Source organism: Yersinia sp. KBS0713 (assembly GCF_005937895.2).
Classification (GTDB): domain Bacteria; phylum Pseudomonadota; class Gammaproteobacteria; order Enterobacterales; family Enterobacteriaceae; genus Yersinia; species Yersinia bercovieri.
Window position 1 is genome coordinate 1334490 of sequence record NZ_CP042173.1, and the last position, 20229, is coordinate 1354718.

A 20229-nucleotide genomic window follows, 5' to 3' on the forward strand; every position below is an offset into this window, starting at 1 on the left:
TTTGAATTTTATATTTTTCTTTGATGATGATTCGTTGAGGAGAGCATAGGTGTTAGGGGTATTATCGGGTACTGAACTCACTGAGATACAGTACCCGAGGTTAAAAATGAATGATTGAATCTTGATAATTATTGAATCTTGCTAATATTCTTCACATCCACTTCTACTGAGTTCCAGTCTTTATCCACTTTCCCTTCGATTTGTACTTTATCTTGCGGCGTGATGGTTTGGCCTTTCCAGCGTTTGTCATCAATATCAACCGTGATGGTGCCAGTGGCGTCGCGGAAAGTATAAGTGTCGTGGCCCAGCCGCTCGATAATATTCCCTTGCAGGGTCACACGGGCGTCATCCCGCATACTTTTGACTTTATCCACAGTGGTGTTCGTGGCGCTAGGGCCGGTAAATCCGCCCTGAGTTGCCGGTTGAGTCTGTGTGGTTGCCGGGCCATCAAAGCCGCCTTTCGTGGTGTCGGTCGCGCTGTGGGCTAATAGTGGCGCACCGCATAACATCATTAGCGTTGCAGCTAAGGTTAATTTTTTCATTATATTGCTCCTTCAATGAATGAATAATTACGTCTAAAACGGGAGGCGATAAAAGCCTCTCAGGTACTCAAGAGTAGACCAAATTTAAGTTAAAACATGCAGAAGTTTCAATACCCGGCAATTAAATAGGGCCGATGTGGGTTTTATCAACCACCGCCAGTGGCTTTCATCTGGGTAGCGCAGTAAATTAGATGCGCCGCTGACCAGTGATAGCGATCAATGCCTGCGTGGCAATGGCACTTTTTCTGCGCTGAAGACTCCAACCACTGGTTATCATTTTTCAACTGCCCATAACTCTGTCTCTGCGCCGCACTCTTTGCAGAGAAGCTTACTGGATGCAGTGGTTTTTTTTAAGGAGCTTTAGATGAATATTCGCCCACGGTTGTCTGGGGTGCGGTTGTTATTACTGGGTGCCCCTTTGTTGCTGGCCGGGTGTTCAAGTATGTCCGGTCTCTCCTGGTCAAGCCTCTCTCCGCTCAATTGGTTTAGCGGCAGTAGCAGCTTGCAGGTGACTGATCAGGGGGTCGGCGGGATTACTGCCAGCACGCCGCTGGCCGAAAATGAGATTAAAGAGGGGCTGAAAGGTGATTATCGGTTACGCAGTGGAATGGCAACCAATGATGGCAAATTAGTCTCTTTCTATCAGGCGATGCAAGAGGAGCAAATTAAGCTAGTGATATCCGGTCAGCCAAAAGGTACGGTAGAGCGTATCGACGTAATGGATAAAAATATTCCTAGCCAGTGGGGTGTCAAAATTGGTACTCCATTTGGTGATTTATATAAAAAAGCCTTTGGTGTTTGCCGCCAGGGGCATGGTGATGACGCCGCGCAAATAGAGTGCGTCGCACCGGATAGCAAGCATGTCAGCTACTTATTTGACGGTGACTGGCATGGCCCTGAAGGCTTGATGCCCTCTGATGACACGCTAAAAAGCTGGAAGGTGAGTAAGATTATATGGCGAAATAGTAGCCAATAATTTTTATTGTCATGCTATTAAGGCGCGGCATATTTCTCGCGCCTTAATAATATTCTCATCTCCCTTCTCCATTTTATTTTGCGTTGACGCAAGGTTATTTAAATCGTTTCAGCTATGATATTCAGCATTATCAATACGGATTTTAGTAAGGAAAAAAGATGACTCAAGTACAGAGTGGCATTTTGCTGGAGCATTGCCGTTTTGCCATATTTATGGAAGCAAGAGTGCAGGGCGAATTTGATGCCATTCGTCAGGGCTGCAAAAAATTCTGCCATTCATTACAAGAGTTGCAGCAACAATTTCCTCATGAACATCTAGGTGCCGTTATCGCTTTCGGTTCTGACATTTGGCATGATCTATCCAATGGGCAGGGCGCGAAAGAGTTAAAGCCTTTTGTCCCATTGGGTAAAGCGCCAATGGTTGCCCCTGCGACTCAGCGCGATCTATTGATTCATATCCAATCACTGCGTCAGGATATCAACTTTACCTTAGCGCAAGCGGCTGTTGCGGCCTTTGGTGATGCTATTGCGGTTGAAGAGGAGACCCACGGTTTCCGCTGGGTTGAAGAGCGTGATTTTACCGGCTTTATTGATGGCACTGAAAACCCGCAGGGCGATAGCCGGCCAGAGGTGGCGGTGATTGCTGATGGTGAAGAGGATGCGGGCGGCAGTTATGTTCTGGTTCAGCGTTATGAGCACGACCTGAAAAAATGGCAGCGTATTCCTGAGCATAAACAAGAACAAATTGTTGGGCGCACCAAGCATGACAGTCAGGAGTTGCCTTCGGATCAACGCCCAGATACTTCCCACGTCAGTCGGGTTGATCTGAAAGAGCATGGTAAGGGGCTGAAGATTTTGCGCCAAAGCCTGCCTTATGGCCAAGCCAGTGGCAAACATGGCTTATATTTTATTGCTTATTGCGCGCGCTTGCACAATATCGAGCAGCAATTATTAAGCATGTTTGGTTCAATAGATGGCAAGCATGATCTGCTACTTGGTTTTAGCAAACCGGTGACTGGCAGCTACTATTTCGCGCCGTCACTGACTAAATTGCTCTCCCTCTAACTCTTGGTCTTGGTCATAATAAAGGCCGGATATCCGGCCTCAGACTGATACAAACCCCGATGACGCGATCTGGAATGGAGAGGGCGGGTAGAAGAGTAAAGCGTCCGCGCCAGGGAGGGCGCGGCTCGAGCCATCAGGGATGATTTTACGGCGTCTTTACGATCTGCCTGTTCTCTCCGCTCAGGCGACTTTGTTTGCTATTACTGCCATCATTCAATTAAGCAGAATATATTGCGTCACGCATTCTGTTCACCACTGTTTGCTTCTGCTCTTTGGTCAGTGCCCGCAGTGGCAGACGTGGATTACCGGCATCAATACCGTGTAACTGCATCGCCGCTTTGCCGGCGGCAACACCGCCAAATTCAACCAGCACACGAATAAGCGCAATAACCTGATCCATGCTGCGCTGTACCGCCACTTGATTGCCCGCATTGAAGTCAGCAATGATTTTGTGGAACAGTGGGGCGGCATAGTTATAGGTGCTGCCGACTGCGCCGATAGCGCCCACGGCCAAACCCCCCGGCAGATGCTCATCTACGCCAAATGGAATATCATATTTACCGCCACTCACTCGCAGGCAGCGCTGGAACTCATAGAGATCCGCATTATTGAATTTGATGCCTGAAAGGTTAGGGATCTTGGATTCAGCTTTGATCAGGAACTGCTCCATATCCAAATTCACCCCAGACATCCCAGAGTGATAATAGTAGAAGCCTTTCGAGGGTGCTGCGGCCGCGATGGCCTGACAGTAGGCTATCAGATCATCAAGATTGCCGGGCTTAAAGAAGCAGGGGCCGATGGCGGAGGTCGCGAAGATATCCAGTGTTTCTGCATGGCGAGAGAGGTCGACGGCATCTTTGATGCTGAGCGCGCCGGTGTGCAGGGTGATGCTCAGTTTGCCTTGTGCCGCCTTGACCCAGCGCTCAGCAATGTTCTTGCGCTCTTCAACTGAGCAGTGAATGCCCTCGCCAGTGGTGCCGCAAACATAGACCCCTTTCACGCCATCATTGACCAGATGCTCGGCAATTTGGTCAATAACAGGATAGTTGACCTCACCCTGCTCATCAAAGGGGGTGTGCGGAGCTGCTATCAGGCCGGTTAACTTTTTCATACGCATCCTTATAAATCAGAGAGAGTGGGTAGCCCGGATGGGCTAATAGCCATTAGTATTCAGTCAGTTTTGCGGCTTGATGCTGCTTGATTGCTTCGCAAAACCAACCGCAAATATGTTCGATTCGGGTAATGGCCGAGCCGACAGTCACGGCATAAGCACCCGCTGAAATCGCGGCGGCTGCCAGAGCTGGCGAGTTATAGCGGCCCTCCGCAATCACCCGACAACCCGCTTGGGCCAACTGATTAACCAGCGCCAGATCCGGCTCGGTAGGCACACGTTTTTGGGTATAGCCGGATAGAGTGGTGCCGATAAAATCGATACCTAATCGATGGGCCAGCAAGCCATCGTCAAGATTGGAAGCATCCGCCATCGCCAGGCGGCCGGTCGCCTGCACTCGTTGGTACAGCTCTTCAACCGAGACCGGACGGGCGCGGCAGGTGACATCAAACGCGATAATATCGGCACCGGCGGCACTCAGACCATCGACATCTTCCAGCCACGGAGTAATTCTCACCTCGCAATCCGGCAGGTCGCGCTTAATAATGCCGATAATTGGCGCATCTGTAACCCGGCGCACCGCCAGAATATTGTCGATACCTTCAATCCGCAGGCCAACGGCACCTCCAGCGAGAGCCGCACAAGCCATTGCCGCCACAATTTCAGGTCTATCCATGGCGCTGCCGGGGAGTGGCTGGCAAGATGCGATTAAGCCATTTTGCAGCTTGTGGCGAAGATCACTGGTGTTACTCATGGTCGGGTCACTCGCAGTCAGATTGCGCACGGTTTTTTGCTCCGATCTTTAATTTTAAATGAAGTTTTACTCCATTATGTTAGATCTTTTATTTGCAGGGCGCAATGGTGATAAAGGTAAATAAATGTCTCGATTGGAGTGTAACTCCAATTTGAAAATAATAATGGAGTTAAGGCCAGAAAATTGCCATAGTCAATGTCATGACATTTATGACAGGTGCAAGAGGGTTACGCCGGATGGGAAAAGTATTAGCACTGGATATTGGTGGGACAAAAATTGCGGCGGCAGTGGTCACCGAGAGTGGCATGTTGATTGGTCGCCAGCAGGTGGCAACGCCACGGGGCGGGGCGGAACAACTGGCTATCGCCCTGGACACCCTGGTGACACCTTATCGGCATCTGGTTGATTCTATTGCAGTTGCCTCAACAGGCATTATCAGTGGTGGCCGCCTCACTGCGCTGAATCCTGCCAATCTGGGCGGGCTGGCGGATTTCCCATTGCAGGAGTGTATTCAGTCGATCGCTGACTTGCCCTGTGTGTTGCTCAATGATGGGCAGGCCGCAGCCTGGGCTGAGTATCAGGCATTAAGTGATAATGGCGACAGTCTGATTTCTGTCAATAATATGATGTTCGTCACGGTATCTACTGGCGTGGGCGGCGGCATTATCTTGAATAAAAAGTTGCTGGTCGGCAATCACGGGCTGGCAGGGCATATTGGCCACACGCTGGCTGATCCCCATGGTCTGCTATGTGGCTGTGGTCGCCGTGGGTGTGTCGAAAGTGTGGCATCCGGCAGTGCCATTGGTGCTGAAACCTTGGGCTGGAAACAGCCGGTCGCGGCGGCCAAAGTGTTTGAAATGGCGCAACGTGGTCATCTTCCTGCGGAAAACATCATTAACCGTTCCGCGACAGCGATAGCACAGATGCTGGCAGACATGAAAATGGCACTGGATCTGGAGATCGTGATTCTGGGTGGCAGTGTCGGGCTGGCTGTGGGGTATCTGGAGCGGGTGATAGGTGCGCAAAAAGCGCTACCTGAAATTTATCGCGTACCGGTACAGGCGGCACATCATCGGCAGGATAGTGGCCTGTTGGGGGCCGCACTCTGGGCAAAAAACAGCCTTTGTTCTTGACGCCGCAATGAGTGTGGGTATTCATTTTATGATTAAAAATAGAGGGTCAATATGATCAGCGGATCATTAACACAAACAACATTTTTTGGCGGATTGCCAGAGCGACTTCAATGGGTTTTAGCTTATTTGGCCAAGTTGCCACTGGCGGAGCTAAGCTGCGGGCGTCATGACATTGATGGCGAGCTACTTTTCATGAATGTTATGGAGTTTGACACCCAACCGGCTGAGAGCAAAAAAGCTGAAATGCATCGCACCTATGCTGACGTCCAGCTATTGATCAGCGGCATTGAGGGCATTGAGTATTCAACGCTGACGCCAACTGAGCATCTGGAACCTTACCATGCGGATGACGACTACCAACTCATCGCCGATATTCCGGATAAAAGCCAATTACGTATGCTACCGGGGATGTTTGCGCTGTTTTTACCGGGCGAACCCCATAAACCAGGCTGCAAGATTGCCGACTCCGGCACCATTAAGAAGGTGGTGGTAAAGGTTCACTACAGCCTATTGTAAATACTATATCGCTATGATTTTTATATAATAATAAGGCAGGTTATCTTTGACATCTTCCCCGGCCCTCCGGGGTTTTTTTATCGATTTTTTATGGAGTGCATCCCGCATAACAGAGCCATTGTTCTTCACGAAATGGGCCAATTATGTCATGATGCGCCCCAGATATGTCCCCTGTTCATCAATTCTCTTTCCCTTGAGGTGTCCGCGTGAAGACTGGTGCCCCCCGTTTTAAGCCAGGTAAAATTCTTGATGCCTTGGGTGCGATGCAAAATAGCCTGACACGCTCAGCACAGCGAATTGCGGCCTATATTCTGGCGGAACCGGCTAAAGTGACTCACCTTTCTATTGCTGATCTCTCCGCGAACACGCAGGCCGGTGAAGCCACCATTATCCGCTTCTGCCGGACACTGGGCTATAAAGGGTTTCAGGATTTTAAAATGGATCTGGCCATTGAAGTGGCAACCCGCCATAACAGTGAAAACAGCCTGTTGGATGCGGATGTACAAGAGGGCGATGATGCGCTGGCGATTGGCAATAAATTGCAGTCGGCGATTAATAACGTGCTATCCGAAACCCTAAATCTGCTCTCTATCGAGAGTGTCGAGCAGGTGGTTAAGTTACTGCGCCCGGCGGATCGAATCTGCATTTTTGGTGTCGGCTCTTCCGGCATCACGGCGGAAGATGCCAAAGGTAAATTAATGCGAATCGGACTGCGGGTTGATGCCGCTACCAATAACCATTTTATGTATATGCAAGCCTCTTTGATGCGCCCTGGTGATGTGGCGATAGGTATCAGCCACTCGGGGACCTCGGCTGAAACTGTGCATGCCCTGAAGCTGGCGAAGCAGGCGGGGGCGACCACTGTGGCATTGACTCACAATATGGGTTCCACTATTACTGAGCTGGCGGATTATGTGCTGATTAACGGCAACCGTCAGGGGCAGCTGCAAGGGGACTCCATCGGCACCAAAATCGCCCAACTCTTTGTGCTGGACCTGATCTACGCCCTGCTGGTTAAAGCTGATCCGGCGCAGGCGGAGAGCATTAAGCGCAAAACCACTCAGGCGGTCAGTCAAAATGGATGACCGGTAATACATTTTCTGCTGCAATACCTAGCCCCCGCGACGGAGATATTCCGCCTGCGGAGGTAAATACCCCGTTATCCTGTTGCCTCTCTCTCGCACACTAGCATTTCGCCATCTTTGTCACGTTTTAGACACATTGTGATTGAAATAGCGGGCTGATCTTATACACTCAAATGGAGTTTTACTCCTTTTGTGTATTTTGTTTGGAGTAAAACCACATAAATATAAATGTGGCGAGAACCATCGGGTAGTGACAGATTATGTGATGATAAACAATCGGTTGCTATGGTTATACCTGCCGCGGGGAAAACAGTTTCTGCCAGTGAATTTGGCTGGTGGTGGAGAGAGCGACGATATGAGCACTTCAGTAGGATCTCGTGGAGACAAGCCATTGCGCTGGTATAAGCAGCTAACCCCTGCGCAATGGAAGGCATTTATTGCCGCCTGGATCGGTTATGCCCTGGATGGTTTCGATTTTGTTCTTATTACTCTGGTTCTGACTGATATTAAACAAGAATTTGGTCTGACACTGATTCAAGCCACCAGTCTTATCTCAGCGGCCTTTATTTCACGCTGGTTCGGTGGTCTGGTGCTAGGGGCCATGGGCGACCGTTATGGCCGCAAACTGGCGATGATCACCAGTATTGTGCTGTTCTCTTTCGGGACGCTGGCCTGTGGTTTAGCGCCCGGTTATACCACCCTATTTATCGCGCGACTGATTATTGGCATCGGGATGGCGGGGGAGTATGGCTCCAGTTCCACCTATGTCATGGAGAGCTGGCCGAAGAATATGCGCAATAAAGCCAGTGGTTTTCTGATTTCTGGCTTCTCTATTGGCGCAGTATTGGCGGCTCAAGCCTATAGCTATGTGGTTCCGGCATTTGGCTGGCGTATGCTTTTCTACATTGGATTGCTACCGATTATTTTTGCACTCTGGTTGCGTAAAAATCTGCCAGAAGCGGAAGATTGGGAAAAAGCCCAAAGTAAGCAACAGCACTCTAAACAGACCAAAAATCGCAATATGGTGGATATTCTCTATCGCAGCAACTTGAGTTATTTGAATATCGGCCTGACCATCTTTGCCGCCGCCGCGCTCTACGCCTGCTTTACCGGCATGGTATCGACTCCCGTGGTGGTGATCCTGGGTATCCTTTGTGCTGCAATATTCGTCTACTTTATGATTCAAACCAGCGGTGAGCGCTGGCCGACAGGTGTCATGCTGATGGTGGTGGTGTTCTGCGCCTTCCTCTACTCATGGCCGATTCAGGCACTGCTACCCACTTATCTGAAAATGGATCTAGGCTATGACCCGCACACGGTCGGCAATATCTTATTTTTCAGTGGCTTTGGTGCGGCGGTGGGTTGCTGTGTGGGCGGCTTCCTCGGTGATTGGTTAGGCACCCGCAAAGCTTATGTGACCAGCTTGCTGATTTCGCAATTACTGATTATTCCGCTATTCGCCATTCAGGGCAGCAGCATCGTGTTTCTTGGTGGTTTACTGTTCCTACAACAGATGTTGGGGCAGGGGATTGCCGGATTACTGCCCAAACTGTTGGGGGGCTATTTCGATACCGAACAACGAGCAGCGGGCCTGGGCTTTACCTACAACGTCGGCGCACTGGGTGGGGCATTAGCGCCCATTCTCGGGGCATCCATTGCTCAGCATCTGAGTCTCGGCACCGCGCTCGGTTCGCTCTCATTCAGCCTGACATTTGTGGTGATTCTACTGATTGGTTTTGATATGCCATCCCGCGTACAGCGCTGGGTGCGACCATCCGGTTTGCGCATGGTGGATGCTATCGACGGCAAGCCATTTAGTGGCGCTATTGGTGCAACTAATGTCAGTGTAGTTACGCAAAAATAGAATCAGCCCACTATTTATGCCCAGTGCAGGTCGGCTGGGCTTTTTTTATCGATAGAGAACCGCAAAATGGAGTGGCTGGCGACCTGCGGTGTGACTGGCTTAGAGCATTTGATACTTGCACATCACTAAACGGTATATAAAAGCATTATAGGTATGCGCCTAGTTATAAATACACTGAACATATTAAGGGCGGTATTAACATTTATAACCCGCCTGCCGGATGAACTCAGTGAATAAGGTGCAGAATGAAACAGACCTCAGTGAAGAGAAATGGATGGACTCGTGTTGCCTTATTAAGCGCGTTAGTTTTCGGCAGTGCAACCGCCTGTGCAACTGAGTTGCTCAACAGCTCTTATGATGTCTCGCGCGAACTATTCACCGCGTTGAATCCGGGCTTCCAGCGGCTGTGGGAGCAGCAAAATCCGGGCGACAAACTGACCATCAAGCAATCTCATGCCGGCTCCTCTAAGCAGGCATTGGCTATCTTGCAAGGTTTGAAAGCCGATGTGGTGACCTATAACCAAGTCACTGATGTGCAAATTTTGCACGATCGCGGCAACTTGATCCCGGCCGACTGGCAGGCGCGCTTGCCAAACAACAGCTCGCCATTCTACTCCACCATGGCTTTCCTGGTGCGCAAGGGCAATCCAAAGAGTATCCACAACTGGGATGACTTGGTGCGCGAAGATGTGAAACTGGTGTTCCCAAATCCAAAAACCTCCGGCAATGGCCGCTATACCTATCTGGCAGCATGGGGCGCGACACAGCAGGCCAATGGCCAGGATGAGGCGAAAACCCGCGACTGGATGAAGCGCTTCCTGAACAATGTACAGGTGTTTGATACCGGCGGTCGTGGTGCTACCACCACTTTTGTTGAACGTGGTTTGGGTGATGTGCTGATCAGTTTCGAGTCAGAAGTGAATAATATCCGCAAAGAGTATGGCAGCGACAAATATGAAGTTATTGTCCCGCCGGTCGATATTCTGGCGGAGTTCCCGGTGGCGTGGGTAGACAAAAATGTGGCGAAAAATGGCACGGAAAAAGCCGCCAAAGCTTACCTCAACTACCTCTACAGCCCAGCGGCGCAGCAGGTTATCACCAGCTTCAACTATCGTGTTTACGATAAAGCCGCGATGGAGGCGGCCAAATCCCAATTCCCTGATACCAAATTATTCCGCGTTGAGGAGCAATTCGGTAGCTGGCCACAAGTGATGAGCACCCATTTTGCCACCGGCGGCGTGTTGGATAAATTGTTAGCGGAAGGGCATCAGTAATGTTGTCGGCATCCAGTAAACGGGTTCTGCCCGGATTTACCCTCAGTCTTGGGAGCAGCCTGCTTTACACCTGCCTGATCTTGTTATTACCACTCAGCGCGTTAGTGATGCAGGTCGCACAGATGAGTTGGGCGCAGTACTGGGAGGTGATAACCAACCCTCAGGTGGTCGCGGCTTATAAAGTGACCCTACTGGCGGCGGGGGTGGCGAGTCTGTTTAATGCGCTCTTTGGCATGTTGATGGCGTGGATTTTAACCCGCTATCAATTCCCCGGCCGCAGCTTGCTGGATGGCCTGATGGATTTGCCGTTCGCTTTACCGACCGCAGTCGCCGGTTTGACTTTGGCGACCCTGTTCTCCACCACCGGCTGGTATGGGGCCTGGTTGAATGAATTGGGTATCAAAGTGTCATTCACCTGGTTAGGCATTGCGGTGGCGATGGCATTTACCAGCTTGCCGTTTGTGGTTCGCACGGTGCAGCCGGTGTTGGAAGAGTTGGGGCCAGAGTACGAAGAGGCGGCTGAAACCTTAGGTGCCAGCCGCTGGCAGAGTTTTCGTCTGGTGGTGATGCCCGAACTGGCGCCGGCACTGCTGGCAGGAACGGCACTCTCCTTCACCCGCAGTCTGGGCGAGTTCGGCGCAGTTATCTTTATCGCCGGTAATATCGCCTGGAAGACCGAAGTCACCTCGCTGATGATTTTCATCCGCTTGCAGGAGTTTGATTACCCGGCAGCCAGCGCCATTGCCTCGGTTATTTTGGCGGTTTCACTGCTGCTGCTGTTTGGTATTAACACGTTACAAAGCCGCTTTGGTCGGCGGATAGGTGGGCACTGATGGCGGATATCAGCGAGTTTAACGGCGTGGCCCGCCCGCCGATCAACTGGGGCAAATGGGCCTTGATCGCCATCGGCGCAGGGTTCTCACTCCTGCTGCTGGTGATCCCGATGGTATGGATCTTTATCACCGCGTTCTCGAAAGGGATTGAGGTGGTGGGGCAGAATTTACTCGATCCCGATATGTTGCACGCCATTTGGCTCACCGTGCTGGTGGCGCTGATTACCGTGCCGGTGAATCTGGTGTTTGGTGTGGTGTTGGCCTGGCTGGTGACCCGGTTTGTCTTCCCCGGCCGCCAATTATTGATGACGCTAATTGATATCCCGTTTGCTGTTTCGCCAGTGGTCGCGGGCCTGATGTACTTGCTGTTTTACGGCTCTAACGGGGTAGTCGGCGGCTGGTTGGACTCCCATGATATCCAATTGATGTTCTCGTGGCCCGGCATGGTGTTGGTGACCATCTTCGTCACCTGCCCGTTTGTGGTACGTGAATTGGTGCCGGTGATGATGAGTCAGGGCAGTCAGGAGGATGAAGCCGCGGTGCTGCTCGGCGCATCCGGCTGGCAGATGTTCCGCCGGGTGACCTTACCCAACATCCGCTGGGCGCTGCTGTATGGCGTGGTGTTGACCAACGCCCGCGCGATTGGCGAGTTTGGGGCGGTCTCCGTGGTATCCGGTTCTATTCGTGGCGAGACCTACACCTTGCCGCTACAAGTTGAGTTGTTGCATCAGGATTACAACACCGCCGGGGCATTTACCGCCGCCGCGTTATTGACCCTGATGGCAATAGTGACCCTTTTTCTGAAAAGCGGCCTGCAATGGCGCTTAGCGCGTCAGGTTGTTCGTCTCGAACAGGAGCAAAAGCATGAGCATTGAGATTGATAATATCAGCAAGTATTTTGGTCGCACCAAGGTACTGAACAACATTACGCTGGATATTCCTTCTGGCCAGATGGTGGCGCTGCTCGGCCCGTCCGGTTCAGGGAAAACCACCTTACTGCGCATTATTGCTGGGTTAGAGAACCAAAACGCCGGGCGGTTAAGCTTCCACGGCACTGATGTCAGCCGCCTACATGCCCGTGATAGGCGCGTGGGTTTTGTGTTCCAGCATTACGCCCTATTCCGCCATATGACGGTGTTCGATAACATCGCTTTCGGCCTGACGGTGTTACCGCGCCGTGAGCGGCCAAATGCCGTGGCCATCAAGCAGAAGGTGGCACAGCTGCTGGAGATGGTGCAATTAGGCCATCTGGCTACCCGTTACCCGTCACAGCTCTCCGGCGGCCAGAAACAGCGCGTTGCATTAGCGCGGGCGCTGGCGGTTGAACCCCAAATTCTGCTGCTGGATGAGCCATTCGGCGCTCTGGATGCACAGGTGCGCAAAGAGCTGCGCCGCTGGTTACGCCAGTTGCATGATGAACTGAAGTTCACCAGCGTCTTCGTCACCCACGATCAGGAAGAGGCGATGGAAGTTGCTGATCGAGTGGTGGTGATGAGTCAGGGGAATATTGAGCAGGTCGGCACGCCAGATGAGGTGTGGCGCTACCCGGCGACCCGTTTTGTCCTGGAGTTCCTCGGTGAAGTGAATCGCCTGAGTGGTGAAATCCGTGGTTCACAGTTGTATATTGGCGCTCATCACTGGCCGCTGGATTTAGCCCCGATGCATCAAGGCAGTGTGGATCTGTTCCTGCGCCCATGGGAGATGGAGGTCAGCACCCAATCGAGTGATCGTTGCCCGTTACCGGTACAGGTGCTTGAAGTCAGCCCGCGCGGTCACTTCTGGCAACTGACAGTGCAACCTATTGGTTGGCATCAAGATCCTATCAGTGTCGTGCTGCCAGAGGGTAATATCGACGCCCCAGTGCGCGGCAATCGCTATTACGTGGGTGGATTGAATGCTCGCTTATATTCAGGCGACCAATTATTACAACCCATTGCTTTAGCCCAAAGCGCCTGATAAATTTTTCTGCAAGTGGCAAACAGAGGTGGCCTTATGGTCGCCTTTTCTTTTATTGAGTTCAATTCAAGTTAGGTAACGAATGTGACTACCCTCGAACACTGCATCGGCAACACCCCACTGGTCAAACTGCAACGCTTAAGCCAAGGGCTGAATGCAGAAATTTGGGTCAAACTGGAAGGTAATAATCCGGCGGGGTCGGTCAAAGATAGGGCAGCTCTCGCTATGATCCAGCAGGCAGAATTACGCGGGGAGATTGCACCTGGCGATGTGTTGATCGAGGCAACCAGCGGTAATACCGGGATTGCATTGGCAATGATTGCGGCCCTGAAAGGTTATCAGCTGAAATTACTCATGCCAGAAAATATGAGTCAGGAACGTCAGGCGGCGATGCGCGCTTATGGTGCTGAGCTAATTCTGGTGAGCCGCGAGCAGGGCATGGAAGGTGCGCGCGATCAGGCGTTGATGATGCAGGCCGCAGGGCAAGGCAAGGTGCTGGATCAGTTTAATAATGCCGATAATCCCTACGCCCATTTTACCGGTACTGGGCCAGAGATTTGGCAGCAAACGGCGGGTAAAGTGAGCCATTTTGTCTCCAGCATGGGAACCACCGGCACCATTACCGGGGTCAGCCAGTTTCTGAAAAGCCAAAATCCTGCGGTGATCACTATCGGGTTGCAACCGGCTGAGGGCAGCAGTATTCCCGGTATCCGCCGTTGGGCAGCGGAATATATGCCGGGGATATTCCGCCCCGAATTAGTGGATCAAGTATTGGATATCACGCAGATCTCAGCCGAACAGACCATGCGCCGACTCGCCACGGAAGAGGGGATCTTCTGTGGTGTCAGTTCTGGTGGCGCGGTCGCTGGGGCGTTGCGCGTGGCGGCAGAGAACCCGGGTGCGGTCATTGTGGCGATTATTTGTGATCGCGGAGATAGGTATTTATCGACCGGGGTGTTTGAGTAATCGCGCTTCTCTTACCATGACCCAGTAAAACCCAACCTGATCCTATGATCAGGTTGGGTGACATAACATTTAATAATAAAAATCCTGACGGTAAAAATAGTTCACTCTCGTTCTAACGCCCTGATAGGGTCCATCTCCGCCGCTCTCTTGGCCGGGAAAAAACCAAAAATCACCCCAATCAGGCTGGAACAGACAAATGCGGTGATGATCGAGGTTGCCGAATAAACCATCGAAAAGCTGCTGCTGAACTGACTAAATAGCAGGCCGATACCCAGTGACAGCACCACCCCAATACCGCCCCCCAGCAGGCACACCAGGACTGCCTCAATCAAGAATTGCTGCATAATGTCACCGGCTCGCGCACCCACCGCCATTCGAACCCCAATCTCTTTAGTGCGCTCACTGACTGATACCAACATGATATTCATCACACCGATACCACCGACTACCAATGAAATAACGGCAATCATTGATACCAGTAATGTCATGGTTGAGGTGGTCTTCTCAATGGTTTGACGGATGCTATCGGTGTTCATCACGAAAAAATCCTGTGCGCCGTGACGCTGGGCCAGCAGTTTGGTGACACCCTGCTCAGCATTCGCCAAATCTATATCATCGTTAACTCGCACGGTAATGCTGCGCAGATAGGTTTGCCCCAGCATACGCTTCATGGCGGTGGTATATGGTATCCACACATTCAGATTCTCGTCACTGCCAAAACCGCTCTGTTTCTTGGCTGCAACCCCAATTACCCGGCAGGGCAGGGAGCCGAGCAGGATAACTTTACCTAAGGGATTTTCGCCGTTGGGGAACAGCTTATCGCGCGTATTTTCATCAATAACAGCCTCTTGCATCAATCCATCGACGCTGGCACGGGTAAATGCCATCCCTTGGGCAATGCTATAGCCGCGCACCATAAAGTATTGTTCGCCGACACCATTCACGGTGCCACTGACAGATTTATTACCATAGCGCAGCGTGCTACTGCTGGAGACCGCCGGTGTCACGCTGTGGATATAGCCCTGTTTCGCCAATGCATCGGCATCAGTGGCCCGCAAAGTTTGGATGGCAGCAGAGCGCATATCGCCGAAATCTTTGCCGGGGAAGATCTCCAGCGTGCTGGTGCCCATGGCGCTGATGTTAGCGAGCACTTGCTGTTGCGAACCTTTTCCCAATGCTACGACGGAGACCACTGACGCAATACCAATGATGATCCCCAGCATGGTCAGCAGGGTGCGCAGGCGCTGTGCAGCCATCGCCAGTGTCGCCATTTTAAATGCTTCACGGAGGCGGTCACGTTGGGCCATCCAGGGCGATAGCACGGTTTTTTTAGCACTTTTGGGTGCTATTTCTGGCGTGATTATGGGGAGTCGTTGTGCCTGTTGTGCGGCCTGCTGCACCGCTCTATCCGCAATCACCTCGCCGTCTTTTAGCTCGATAATCCGTTGAGCATGTTCTGCAATCGACATATCGTGGGTGACAATGACCACGGTATGGCCTTGTCGATGCAGCTCTTTAAGGATGTTTAACACTTCATTGCCGCTGTGAGTATCAAGTGCGCCTGTGGGTTCGTCGGCCAGAATAACTTCGCCGCCATTCATCAATGCTCTGGCAATACTGACCCGCTGCTGTTGCCCGCCAGAAAGCTGGCTCGGGCGATACTCCAGCCGGTCAGCCAGGCCGAGACGGGATAGTAGATCGCCAGCGCGTTGACGGCGCTCTTCACGATCGATACCGGCGTAAATAGCCGGTATCTCAACATTTTCCCGCGCATTTAAGTCATTGAGTAAATGATAGCGCTGAAAAATAAAGCCGAAATGTTCGCGACGTAGCTCGGCGAGGGTGTCGCTATCCAAATGCTGCGGAATACGGCCAGCCACCAGATACTCTCCTGAACTGGGCTTGTCCAGACAGCCAAGAATGTTCATTAGCGTCGATTTGCCGGAACCGGATGCTCCGACGATCGCCACCATTTCACCGCTGTAAATCGTCAAGTTGATGTTTTTCAGCACCCGGACGCGCTCTTCACCTGCAATAAACCAGCGGCTCACGTTATCAAGTTGCAGCAAAATCTTTCTTTGGTTGAGGTCTATCATCAGTTACATCCCCATCGGTGGGCCGATATGTTGGGCCTTATTGTTGGCGGGGGCGGCACTTGCCTGACTGACAATCACCTGCTCCCCAGCCTGCAAACCGGAGAGAATCTGAGCATCGACATTGTTATTTAACCCGACGGTGACCTCGCGCGCACTGATTTTGCCGTTGCTGCTCACCACCTGAACCCGATACGTCCCGTGATCATTTTCCAGTGCCGTGGCGGGGATGACCAAGGCTTTTTCGTCTTTATGTAGCACGATATACACTTGGGCGGTCATCGAAATACGCAGTGCTCCGTTCGGGTTCGCCACATCAAACAGGCCGTTATAGTAAATGGCAGTGGTGGTGGAACTGCTGCTTGAACTTGATGTTGTGGTGGTGGTTTCATCGTTTATCGAGTCAGGGGCGGGTTCGATGGCGCGCAGTGTGGCACTGAAGCGCTCTTCCGGCTCGCCTAAAATAGTGAAGTAAACGGGCATACCGGCTTTGACTTTGACCACGTCCGCTTCAGAGATCTGCGCTTCAATCGTCATCGTATCGAGCTGAGCGACTTTAATAATAGTGGGGGCGCTTTGCACCGCGTTAACGGTTTGCCCCTCTTCAACCGGAATAGCGACCACCGTCCCGGTGATCGGCGAGCTGATTTTGGTATAACCGAGATTGAGTTTGGCGGTATTCACGGCGATCTCAGCCTGCGCAATTTGGGCATCCAGCGCATTAATCTCAGCTTGGGCGCTCTCTAATGTGGCTTTGGCACTATCAAAATCGGCGCGGACGCCGAGACCCTTGGCGAGGATTTGCTGCTGTCGCTGGTAGGTTAATTGGTTGTTCTGCTGTGTCGCCACTTTGGCTGCACGCTGTGCAAGCACATTTTTCAGCGCTTCCTCCGCGTCTTTCAGCGCATTTTGTTGCGTAAGATCATCAATTTCGGCCACTAACTGGCCTTTTTCAACTTGCTGCCCTAGGGTGATATGCAGGGCTTTGATCTGCCCGGAAACTTGTGCGCCGACAGTGACCTGTTTTTTTGCCTTGATAGTGCCATCGGCGAGTACGCTCTGTTCCAGTGTGCGGATCTCGGCCGCTGCGGTGATATAGCCGGGTTTCTCCGCAGGAGAGAGCCATTTGAAGAGCAACAAACCGGCCAGCATCAGCAACACAACCGCTAACCCAATAAAACGCCGTTTTGACTTGGTAACCTGTAGCATAATTAATCAAAAATCCTTGAACCACAATGAAGAGAGTGGTGAAGCCAAATGCAGGGAGCTAATTTACCGCCAAGGCCGCTGAGTGTGAGTTAAGTCGAATTCAAAAATATGTAAGGATTGAGTAAAACTGGCTGCGTGCGCACCAAATAGGCATGAAAATAGCTGAAATCAGGCAGGAGAGTTAAAAATGAAGATTTTGTTAGTCGATGATGATGTAGAACTGGGCACGATGTTGAGGGAGTACCTGAGCGGCGAGGGCTTTAATGCTGAGTTGGTATTAACTGGCAAAGAGGGCATTGATGGTGCCTTGTCCGGCGACTATACCGCCTTGATCCTCGACATTATGTTGCCTGATATGAGTGGTATCGATGTGCTGCGGCAAGTGCGGAAAAAAAGCCGTTTACCCATCATTATGTTGACGGCCAAAGGCGACAATATTGACCGGGTTATCGGCCTTGAGATGGGGGCAGACGACTACATGCCAAAGCCATGCTATCCGCGTGAACTGGTAGCTCGGTTGCGTGCAGTACTGCGCCGTTTCGACGAACATCCTGACTTATCATCCACCGATGACAGCGTTATCACCCACGGGGATTTGACACTCAATCCGTCAACTCGTAGCAGTGAATGGCAGGGCAAGACATTTGATTTGACCGCCTCGGAGTTTAATTTGCTGGAGCTGCTGCTACGCTCACCGGATCGTGTGGTCACCAAAGATGAGTTATCAGATAAAGGGTTAGGGCGACCACGGGAAGCTTATGACCGCAGTGTCGATGTGCATATCAGCAATATCCGCCAGAAACTGGCCGCTCTGCCGGGGAATACCCTGAATATTGAAACGGTACGTAGTATTGGCTATCGCATCAGATAATCGCCATCAATGAAATGAGATAACATATGCGTGGACGATTGTTCTGGAAGATCCTGCTGGGTTTTTGGCTGACCTTTATTTTAATGACCCAGATGCTGTGGGTGGTGTTCTCCTTCTACGGCAATCGCCATGAACCGCCGGAGCGCGAGATGGCACGCCAGATTGCCAAATTACAAATAGCGTCAGCCGCTGCGGTATTGCATTCCGGCGGCTTGCCAGCGTTGAATGCCATGATTGCTGACTGGCCCGAGGCAGCTAAAAAGCAGTTATCAGTCTTGCCCGCCGCCATGATAGCGCCAATGGCTGGAGCCGTCCCCGTTGAGCAATCCGCCCCCAGCGGCAATGAACCTGAGCTTCATCGCTCGGAGGTCACGACCTGGGCCAAAAGCCCCGATGGGCAGGGTTATCGTATCAGCTATAACATTGATGGTTTGCGGGGGGGAGGTGAGCCTGGTGAGAAGCGCCGTGAAATACTCAATATTCCGATCCCGATGATTTGGATGGGGCTATTAGGCGGCCTGTTCTTCAGTGCGCTATTAGCCTGGAACCTGACGCGGCCAATGCGGCAGTTAAGGGCGGGTTTCGAGCGGGTGGCACAGGGCGATTTATCGGTGCGATTGTTGCCAGTGATGCGCCGTCGCCATGATGAGTTGACGGAAGTGGCGCGTGATTTTGACTCAATGGCCGAGCGCCTTGAGGCGCTAGTCAGCGCCCGTGAGCAGCTGCTGCATGATGTCTCCCATGAGTTACGTTCACCGCTGGCTCGCTTGCAATTGGCTATCGGGCTGGCGCGTCAGAATCCGGGTAACGTGGAGAACTCATTACAGCGTATTGAGCATGAGTCGCAGCGGCTGGATAAGATGATTGGTGAGTTATTGGCGCTTTCACGTGCTGAAAACCATGATTTGTCCGATGATGATGAATATTTCGATCTGCATGAATTAGTGAAAGTGGTGGTGAATGATGCTCGCTACGAGGCGCAGGTGCCGGGGGTGGAGATTCTGCTACAGGTCGCGCCACAGGCAGTCGAGTTCACCGTTAAAGGTAATGCCGAGCTGATGCGGCGGGCAATTGACAATATCGTTCGCAATGCACTGCGTTTCTCCGCCCATGCTCAACAGGTAAAAGTGGCGCTGTCAGTGGTTGATAAGAGTTATCAGATTCAGGTGGTCGATCAAGGGCCGGGGGTAGAGGCGAGTAAGCTATCCTGCATTTTCGACCCTTTCGTGCGCGTAAAATCTGCGATGTCTGGCAAAGGTTATGGCTTGGGGTTGGCCATTACGCGGAAAGTGATTCTAGCCCATGGCGGGCAGGTCGAAGCAAGAAATGGCGAGCTGGTGGGCTTGGTGATTACACTGCGGATACCACGTTGGGTTGCCGCTGATTAATTGATTTTAGCCAACAAAAACGGCACCCTTGGGTGCCGTTTCTTATTCGTAGCGAGAAATTACTTCTTAATACGAATAATTGGCGTCTCACCAACGGTGACACTGCCAGACAACTTGATCAGCTCTTTGATCTCGTCCATGTTGGAGATAACCACCGGCGTCAATGTAGACTTGGCTTTCTCTTCCAGCAGGGCCAGATTGAACTCAATAACCACATCACCTTTCTTGACGCGTTGACCCTCTTCTGCGATGCGTTTGAAGCCTTCGCCTTTCAGTTCAACAGTATCAATACCGAAGTGGACGAACAGCTCAATGCCGCTGTCTGATTCGATAGAAAAAGCATGGTTAGTTTCGAAAATTTTACCGATGGTGCCGTCAACAGGAGCAACCATTTTGTTGCCTGTCGGCTTGATGGCAATACCATCACCAACGATTTTCTCTGCAAAAACAACATCAGGTACATCTTCGATGTTGACGATTTCGCCAGACAGTGGTGCAACGATTTCAATAGTACCGCTGTCTTTTTTATCATCTGAAACCAGTGATTTCAGTTTATCGAACAAACCCATGATCTTCTCCTAAGTATTTATATTG

19 protein-coding genes are annotated in these 20229 nt (G+C 51.6%); 13 read left to right on the forward strand and 6 right to left on the reverse strand.

The window, feature by feature from the left end:
• Nucleotides 1–128: 128 nt before the first annotated feature.
• A complete protein-coding gene (locus tag FFE93_RS06170; RefSeq protein ID WP_005273390.1) occupies nucleotides 129–542 on the reverse strand; it encodes a YgiW/YdeI family stress tolerance OB fold protein in 414 nt (137 codons plus the stop codon).
• Nucleotides 543–906: 364 nt separating this feature from the next.
• Between FFE93_RS06170 and FFE93_RS06175 the strand changes: the two genes are divergently transcribed.
• Together FFE93_RS06175 and FFE93_RS06180 are read left to right on the forward strand one after the other, a co-directional pair.
• Entirely contained in the window at nucleotides 907–1518 is a 612-nt protein-coding gene (locus FFE93_RS06175) for an RpoE-regulated lipoprotein (protein WP_005273393.1), read from the forward strand.
• Nucleotides 1519–1676: 158 nt separating this feature from the next.
• A complete protein-coding gene (locus FFE93_RS06180) occupies nucleotides 1677–2582 on the forward strand; it encodes a Dyp-type peroxidase (protein WP_005273395.1) in 906 nt (301 codons plus the stop codon).
• A gap of 217 nt (nucleotides 2583–2799) precedes the next feature.
• Here FFE93_RS06180 and FFE93_RS06185 read toward each other — a convergent pair whose 3' ends face one another.
• Both FFE93_RS06185 and FFE93_RS06190 read right to left on the reverse strand, forming a co-directional pair.
• Entirely contained in the window at nucleotides 2800–3693 is an 894-nt protein-coding gene (locus tag FFE93_RS06185) for a dihydrodipicolinate synthase family protein (protein WP_049600767.1), read from the reverse strand.
• A 52-nt stretch (nucleotides 3694–3745) separates the two neighbouring features.
• Nucleotides 3746–4447: an N-acetylmannosamine-6-phosphate 2-epimerase gene (locus FFE93_RS06190; RefSeq protein ID WP_138775211.1), complete on the reverse strand. Its 702-nt coding sequence runs from the start codon at nucleotides 4445–4447 to the stop codon at nucleotides 3746–3748.
• 236 nt (nucleotides 4448–4683) lie between these two features.
• On the opposite strand from FFE93_RS06190, the gene FFE93_RS06195 reads away from it, so the two are divergent.
• From FFE93_RS06195 to cysM, 9 genes are all read left to right on the forward strand, one after another.
• Entirely contained in the window at nucleotides 4684–5580 is an 897-nt protein-coding gene (locus tag FFE93_RS06195) for an N-acetylmannosamine kinase (RefSeq protein ID WP_054872354.1), read from the forward strand.
• A gap of 51 nt (nucleotides 5581–5631) precedes the next feature.
• The gene (gene nanQ, locus FFE93_RS06200; protein WP_005276787.1) at nucleotides 5632–6096 is read left to right on the forward strand and encodes an N-acetylneuraminate anomerase; all 465 of its coding nucleotides are present in this window, start codon (nucleotides 5632–5634) and stop codon (nucleotides 6094–6096) included.
• A 206-nt stretch (nucleotides 6097–6302) separates the two neighbouring features.
• Nucleotides 6303–7181: a MurR/RpiR family transcriptional regulator gene (locus FFE93_RS06205; RefSeq protein WP_005276789.1), complete on the forward strand. Its 879-nt coding sequence runs from the start codon at nucleotides 6303–6305 to the stop codon at nucleotides 7179–7181.
• Between the two features lie 355 nt (nucleotides 7182–7536).
• On the forward strand, nucleotides 7537–9045 hold the full coding sequence (locus FFE93_RS06210) for an MFS transporter (protein ID WP_049601017.1): 1509 nt from the start codon (nucleotides 7537–7539) through the stop codon (nucleotides 9043–9045).
• A gap of 245 nt (nucleotides 9046–9290) precedes the next feature.
• A complete protein-coding gene (locus FFE93_RS06215) occupies nucleotides 9291–10319 on the forward strand; it encodes a sulfate ABC transporter substrate-binding protein (RefSeq protein WP_049600816.1) in 1029 nt (342 codons plus the stop codon).
• Entirely contained in the window at nucleotides 10319–11152 is an 834-nt protein-coding gene (gene cysT / locus FFE93_RS06220) for a sulfate/thiosulfate ABC transporter permease CysT (RefSeq protein ID WP_032898590.1), read from the forward strand. The genes FFE93_RS06215 and cysT overlap by 1 nt, the downstream gene beginning before the upstream one ends.
• Nucleotides 11152–12027 (forward strand): sulfate/thiosulfate ABC transporter permease CysW, encoded by an 876-nt coding sequence (gene cysW / locus FFE93_RS06225; protein WP_005277629.1) that lies wholly within the window; start codon nucleotides 11152–11154, stop codon nucleotides 12025–12027. Before cysT ends, cysW begins: the two co-directional genes overlap by 1 nt.
• Nucleotides 12017–13108: a sulfate/thiosulfate ABC transporter ATP-binding protein CysA gene (gene cysA, locus FFE93_RS06230; protein WP_049600818.1), complete on the forward strand. Its 1092-nt coding sequence runs from the start codon at nucleotides 12017–12019 to the stop codon at nucleotides 13106–13108. The genes cysW and cysA overlap by 11 nt, the downstream gene beginning before the upstream one ends.
• Nucleotides 13109–13192: 84 nt before the next feature.
• A complete protein-coding gene (gene cysM, locus FFE93_RS06235) occupies nucleotides 13193–14074 on the forward strand; it encodes a cysteine synthase CysM (RefSeq protein ID WP_138774916.1) in 882 nt (293 codons plus the stop codon).
• A gap of 101 nt (nucleotides 14075–14175) precedes the next feature.
• On the opposite strand, the gene FFE93_RS06240 is transcribed toward cysM, so the two are convergent.
• A complete protein-coding gene (locus FFE93_RS06240) occupies nucleotides 14176–16170 on the reverse strand; it encodes a MacB family efflux pump subunit (RefSeq protein ID WP_057647341.1) in 1995 nt (664 codons plus the stop codon).
• A 3-nt stretch (nucleotides 16171–16173) separates the two neighbouring features.
• Nucleotides 16174–17376 carry an efflux RND transporter periplasmic adaptor subunit gene (locus FFE93_RS06245; protein WP_049600827.1) on the reverse strand — a complete coding sequence of 401 codons (1203 nt, stop codon included), beginning with the start codon at nucleotides 17374–17376 and terminating at the stop codon, nucleotides 16174–16176.
• A 187-nt stretch (nucleotides 17377–17563) separates the two neighbouring features.
• Between FFE93_RS06245 and FFE93_RS06250 the strand changes: the two genes are divergently transcribed.
• The gene (locus tag FFE93_RS06250; protein WP_005277624.1) at nucleotides 17564–18247 is read left to right on the forward strand and encodes a response regulator transcription factor; all 684 of its coding nucleotides are present in this window, start codon (nucleotides 17564–17566) and stop codon (nucleotides 18245–18247) included.
• A gap of 26 nt (nucleotides 18248–18273) precedes the next feature.
• Complete coding sequence (locus FFE93_RS06255) at nucleotides 18274–19635, forward strand: ATP-binding protein (RefSeq protein ID WP_032898588.1); 1362 nt, start codon at nucleotides 18274–18276, stop codon at nucleotides 19633–19635.
• Nucleotides 19636–19694: 59 nt separating this feature from the next.
• Here the strand turns inward: FFE93_RS06255 and crr are convergent, their stop codons facing one another.
• A complete protein-coding gene (gene crr, locus FFE93_RS06260; protein WP_005277622.1) occupies nucleotides 19695–20204 on the reverse strand; it encodes a PTS glucose transporter subunit IIA in 510 nt (169 codons plus the stop codon).
• Nucleotides 20205–20229: the final 25 nt, after the last annotated feature.

Coding starts and splice junctions, on each gene's coding strand:
- FFE93_RS06170 (WP_005273390.1), bottom strand. CDS start 542: ATGAAAAAATTAACCTTAGCTGCAACGCTAATGATGTTATGCGGTGCG.
- FFE93_RS06175 (WP_005273393.1), top strand. CDS start 907: ATGAATATTCGCCCACGGTTGTCTGGGGTGCGGTTGTTATTACTGGGT.
- FFE93_RS06180 (WP_005273395.1), top strand. CDS start 1,677: ATGACTCAAGTACAGAGTGGCATTTTGCTGGAGCATTGCCGTTTTGCC.
- FFE93_RS06185 (WP_049600767.1), bottom strand. CDS start 3,693: ATGAAAAAGTTAACCGGCCTGATAGCAGCTCCGCACACCCCCTTTGAT.
- FFE93_RS06190 (WP_138775211.1), bottom strand. CDS start 4,447: ATGAGTAACACCAGTGATCTTCGCCACAAGCTGCAAAATGGCTTAATC.
- FFE93_RS06195 (WP_054872354.1), top strand. CDS start 4,684: ATGGGAAAAGTATTAGCACTGGATATTGGTGGGACAAAAATTGCGGCG.
- nanQ (WP_005276787.1), top strand. CDS start 5,632: ATGATCAGCGGATCATTAACACAAACAACATTTTTTGGCGGATTGCCA.
- FFE93_RS06210 (WP_049601017.1), top strand. CDS start 7,537: ATGAGCACTTCAGTAGGATCTCGTGGAGACAAGCCATTGCGCTGGTAT.
- FFE93_RS06215 (WP_049600816.1), top strand. CDS start 9,291: ATGAAACAGACCTCAGTGAAGAGAAATGGATGGACTCGTGTTGCCTTA.
- cysT (WP_032898590.1), top strand. CDS start 10,319: ATGTTGTCGGCATCCAGTAAACGGGTTCTGCCCGGATTTACCCTCAGT.
- cysW (WP_005277629.1), top strand. CDS start 11,152: ATGGCGGATATCAGCGAGTTTAACGGCGTGGCCCGCCCGCCGATCAAC.
- cysA (WP_049600818.1), top strand. CDS start 12,017: ATGAGCATTGAGATTGATAATATCAGCAAGTATTTTGGTCGCACCAAG.
- FFE93_RS06240 (WP_057647341.1), bottom strand. CDS start 16,170: ATGATAGACCTCAACCAAAGAAAGATTTTGCTGCAACTTGATAACGTG.
- FFE93_RS06245 (WP_049600827.1), bottom strand. CDS start 17,376: ATGCTACAGGTTACCAAGTCAAAACGGCGTTTTATTGGGTTAGCGGTT.
- FFE93_RS06250 (WP_005277624.1), top strand. CDS start 17,564: ATGAAGATTTTGTTAGTCGATGATGATGTAGAACTGGGCACGATGTTG.
- FFE93_RS06255 (WP_032898588.1), top strand. CDS start 18,274: ATGCGTGGACGATTGTTCTGGAAGATCCTGCTGGGTTTTTGGCTGACC.
- crr (WP_005277622.1), bottom strand. CDS start 20,204: ATGGGTTTGTTCGATAAACTGAAATCACTGGTTTCAGATGATAAAAAA.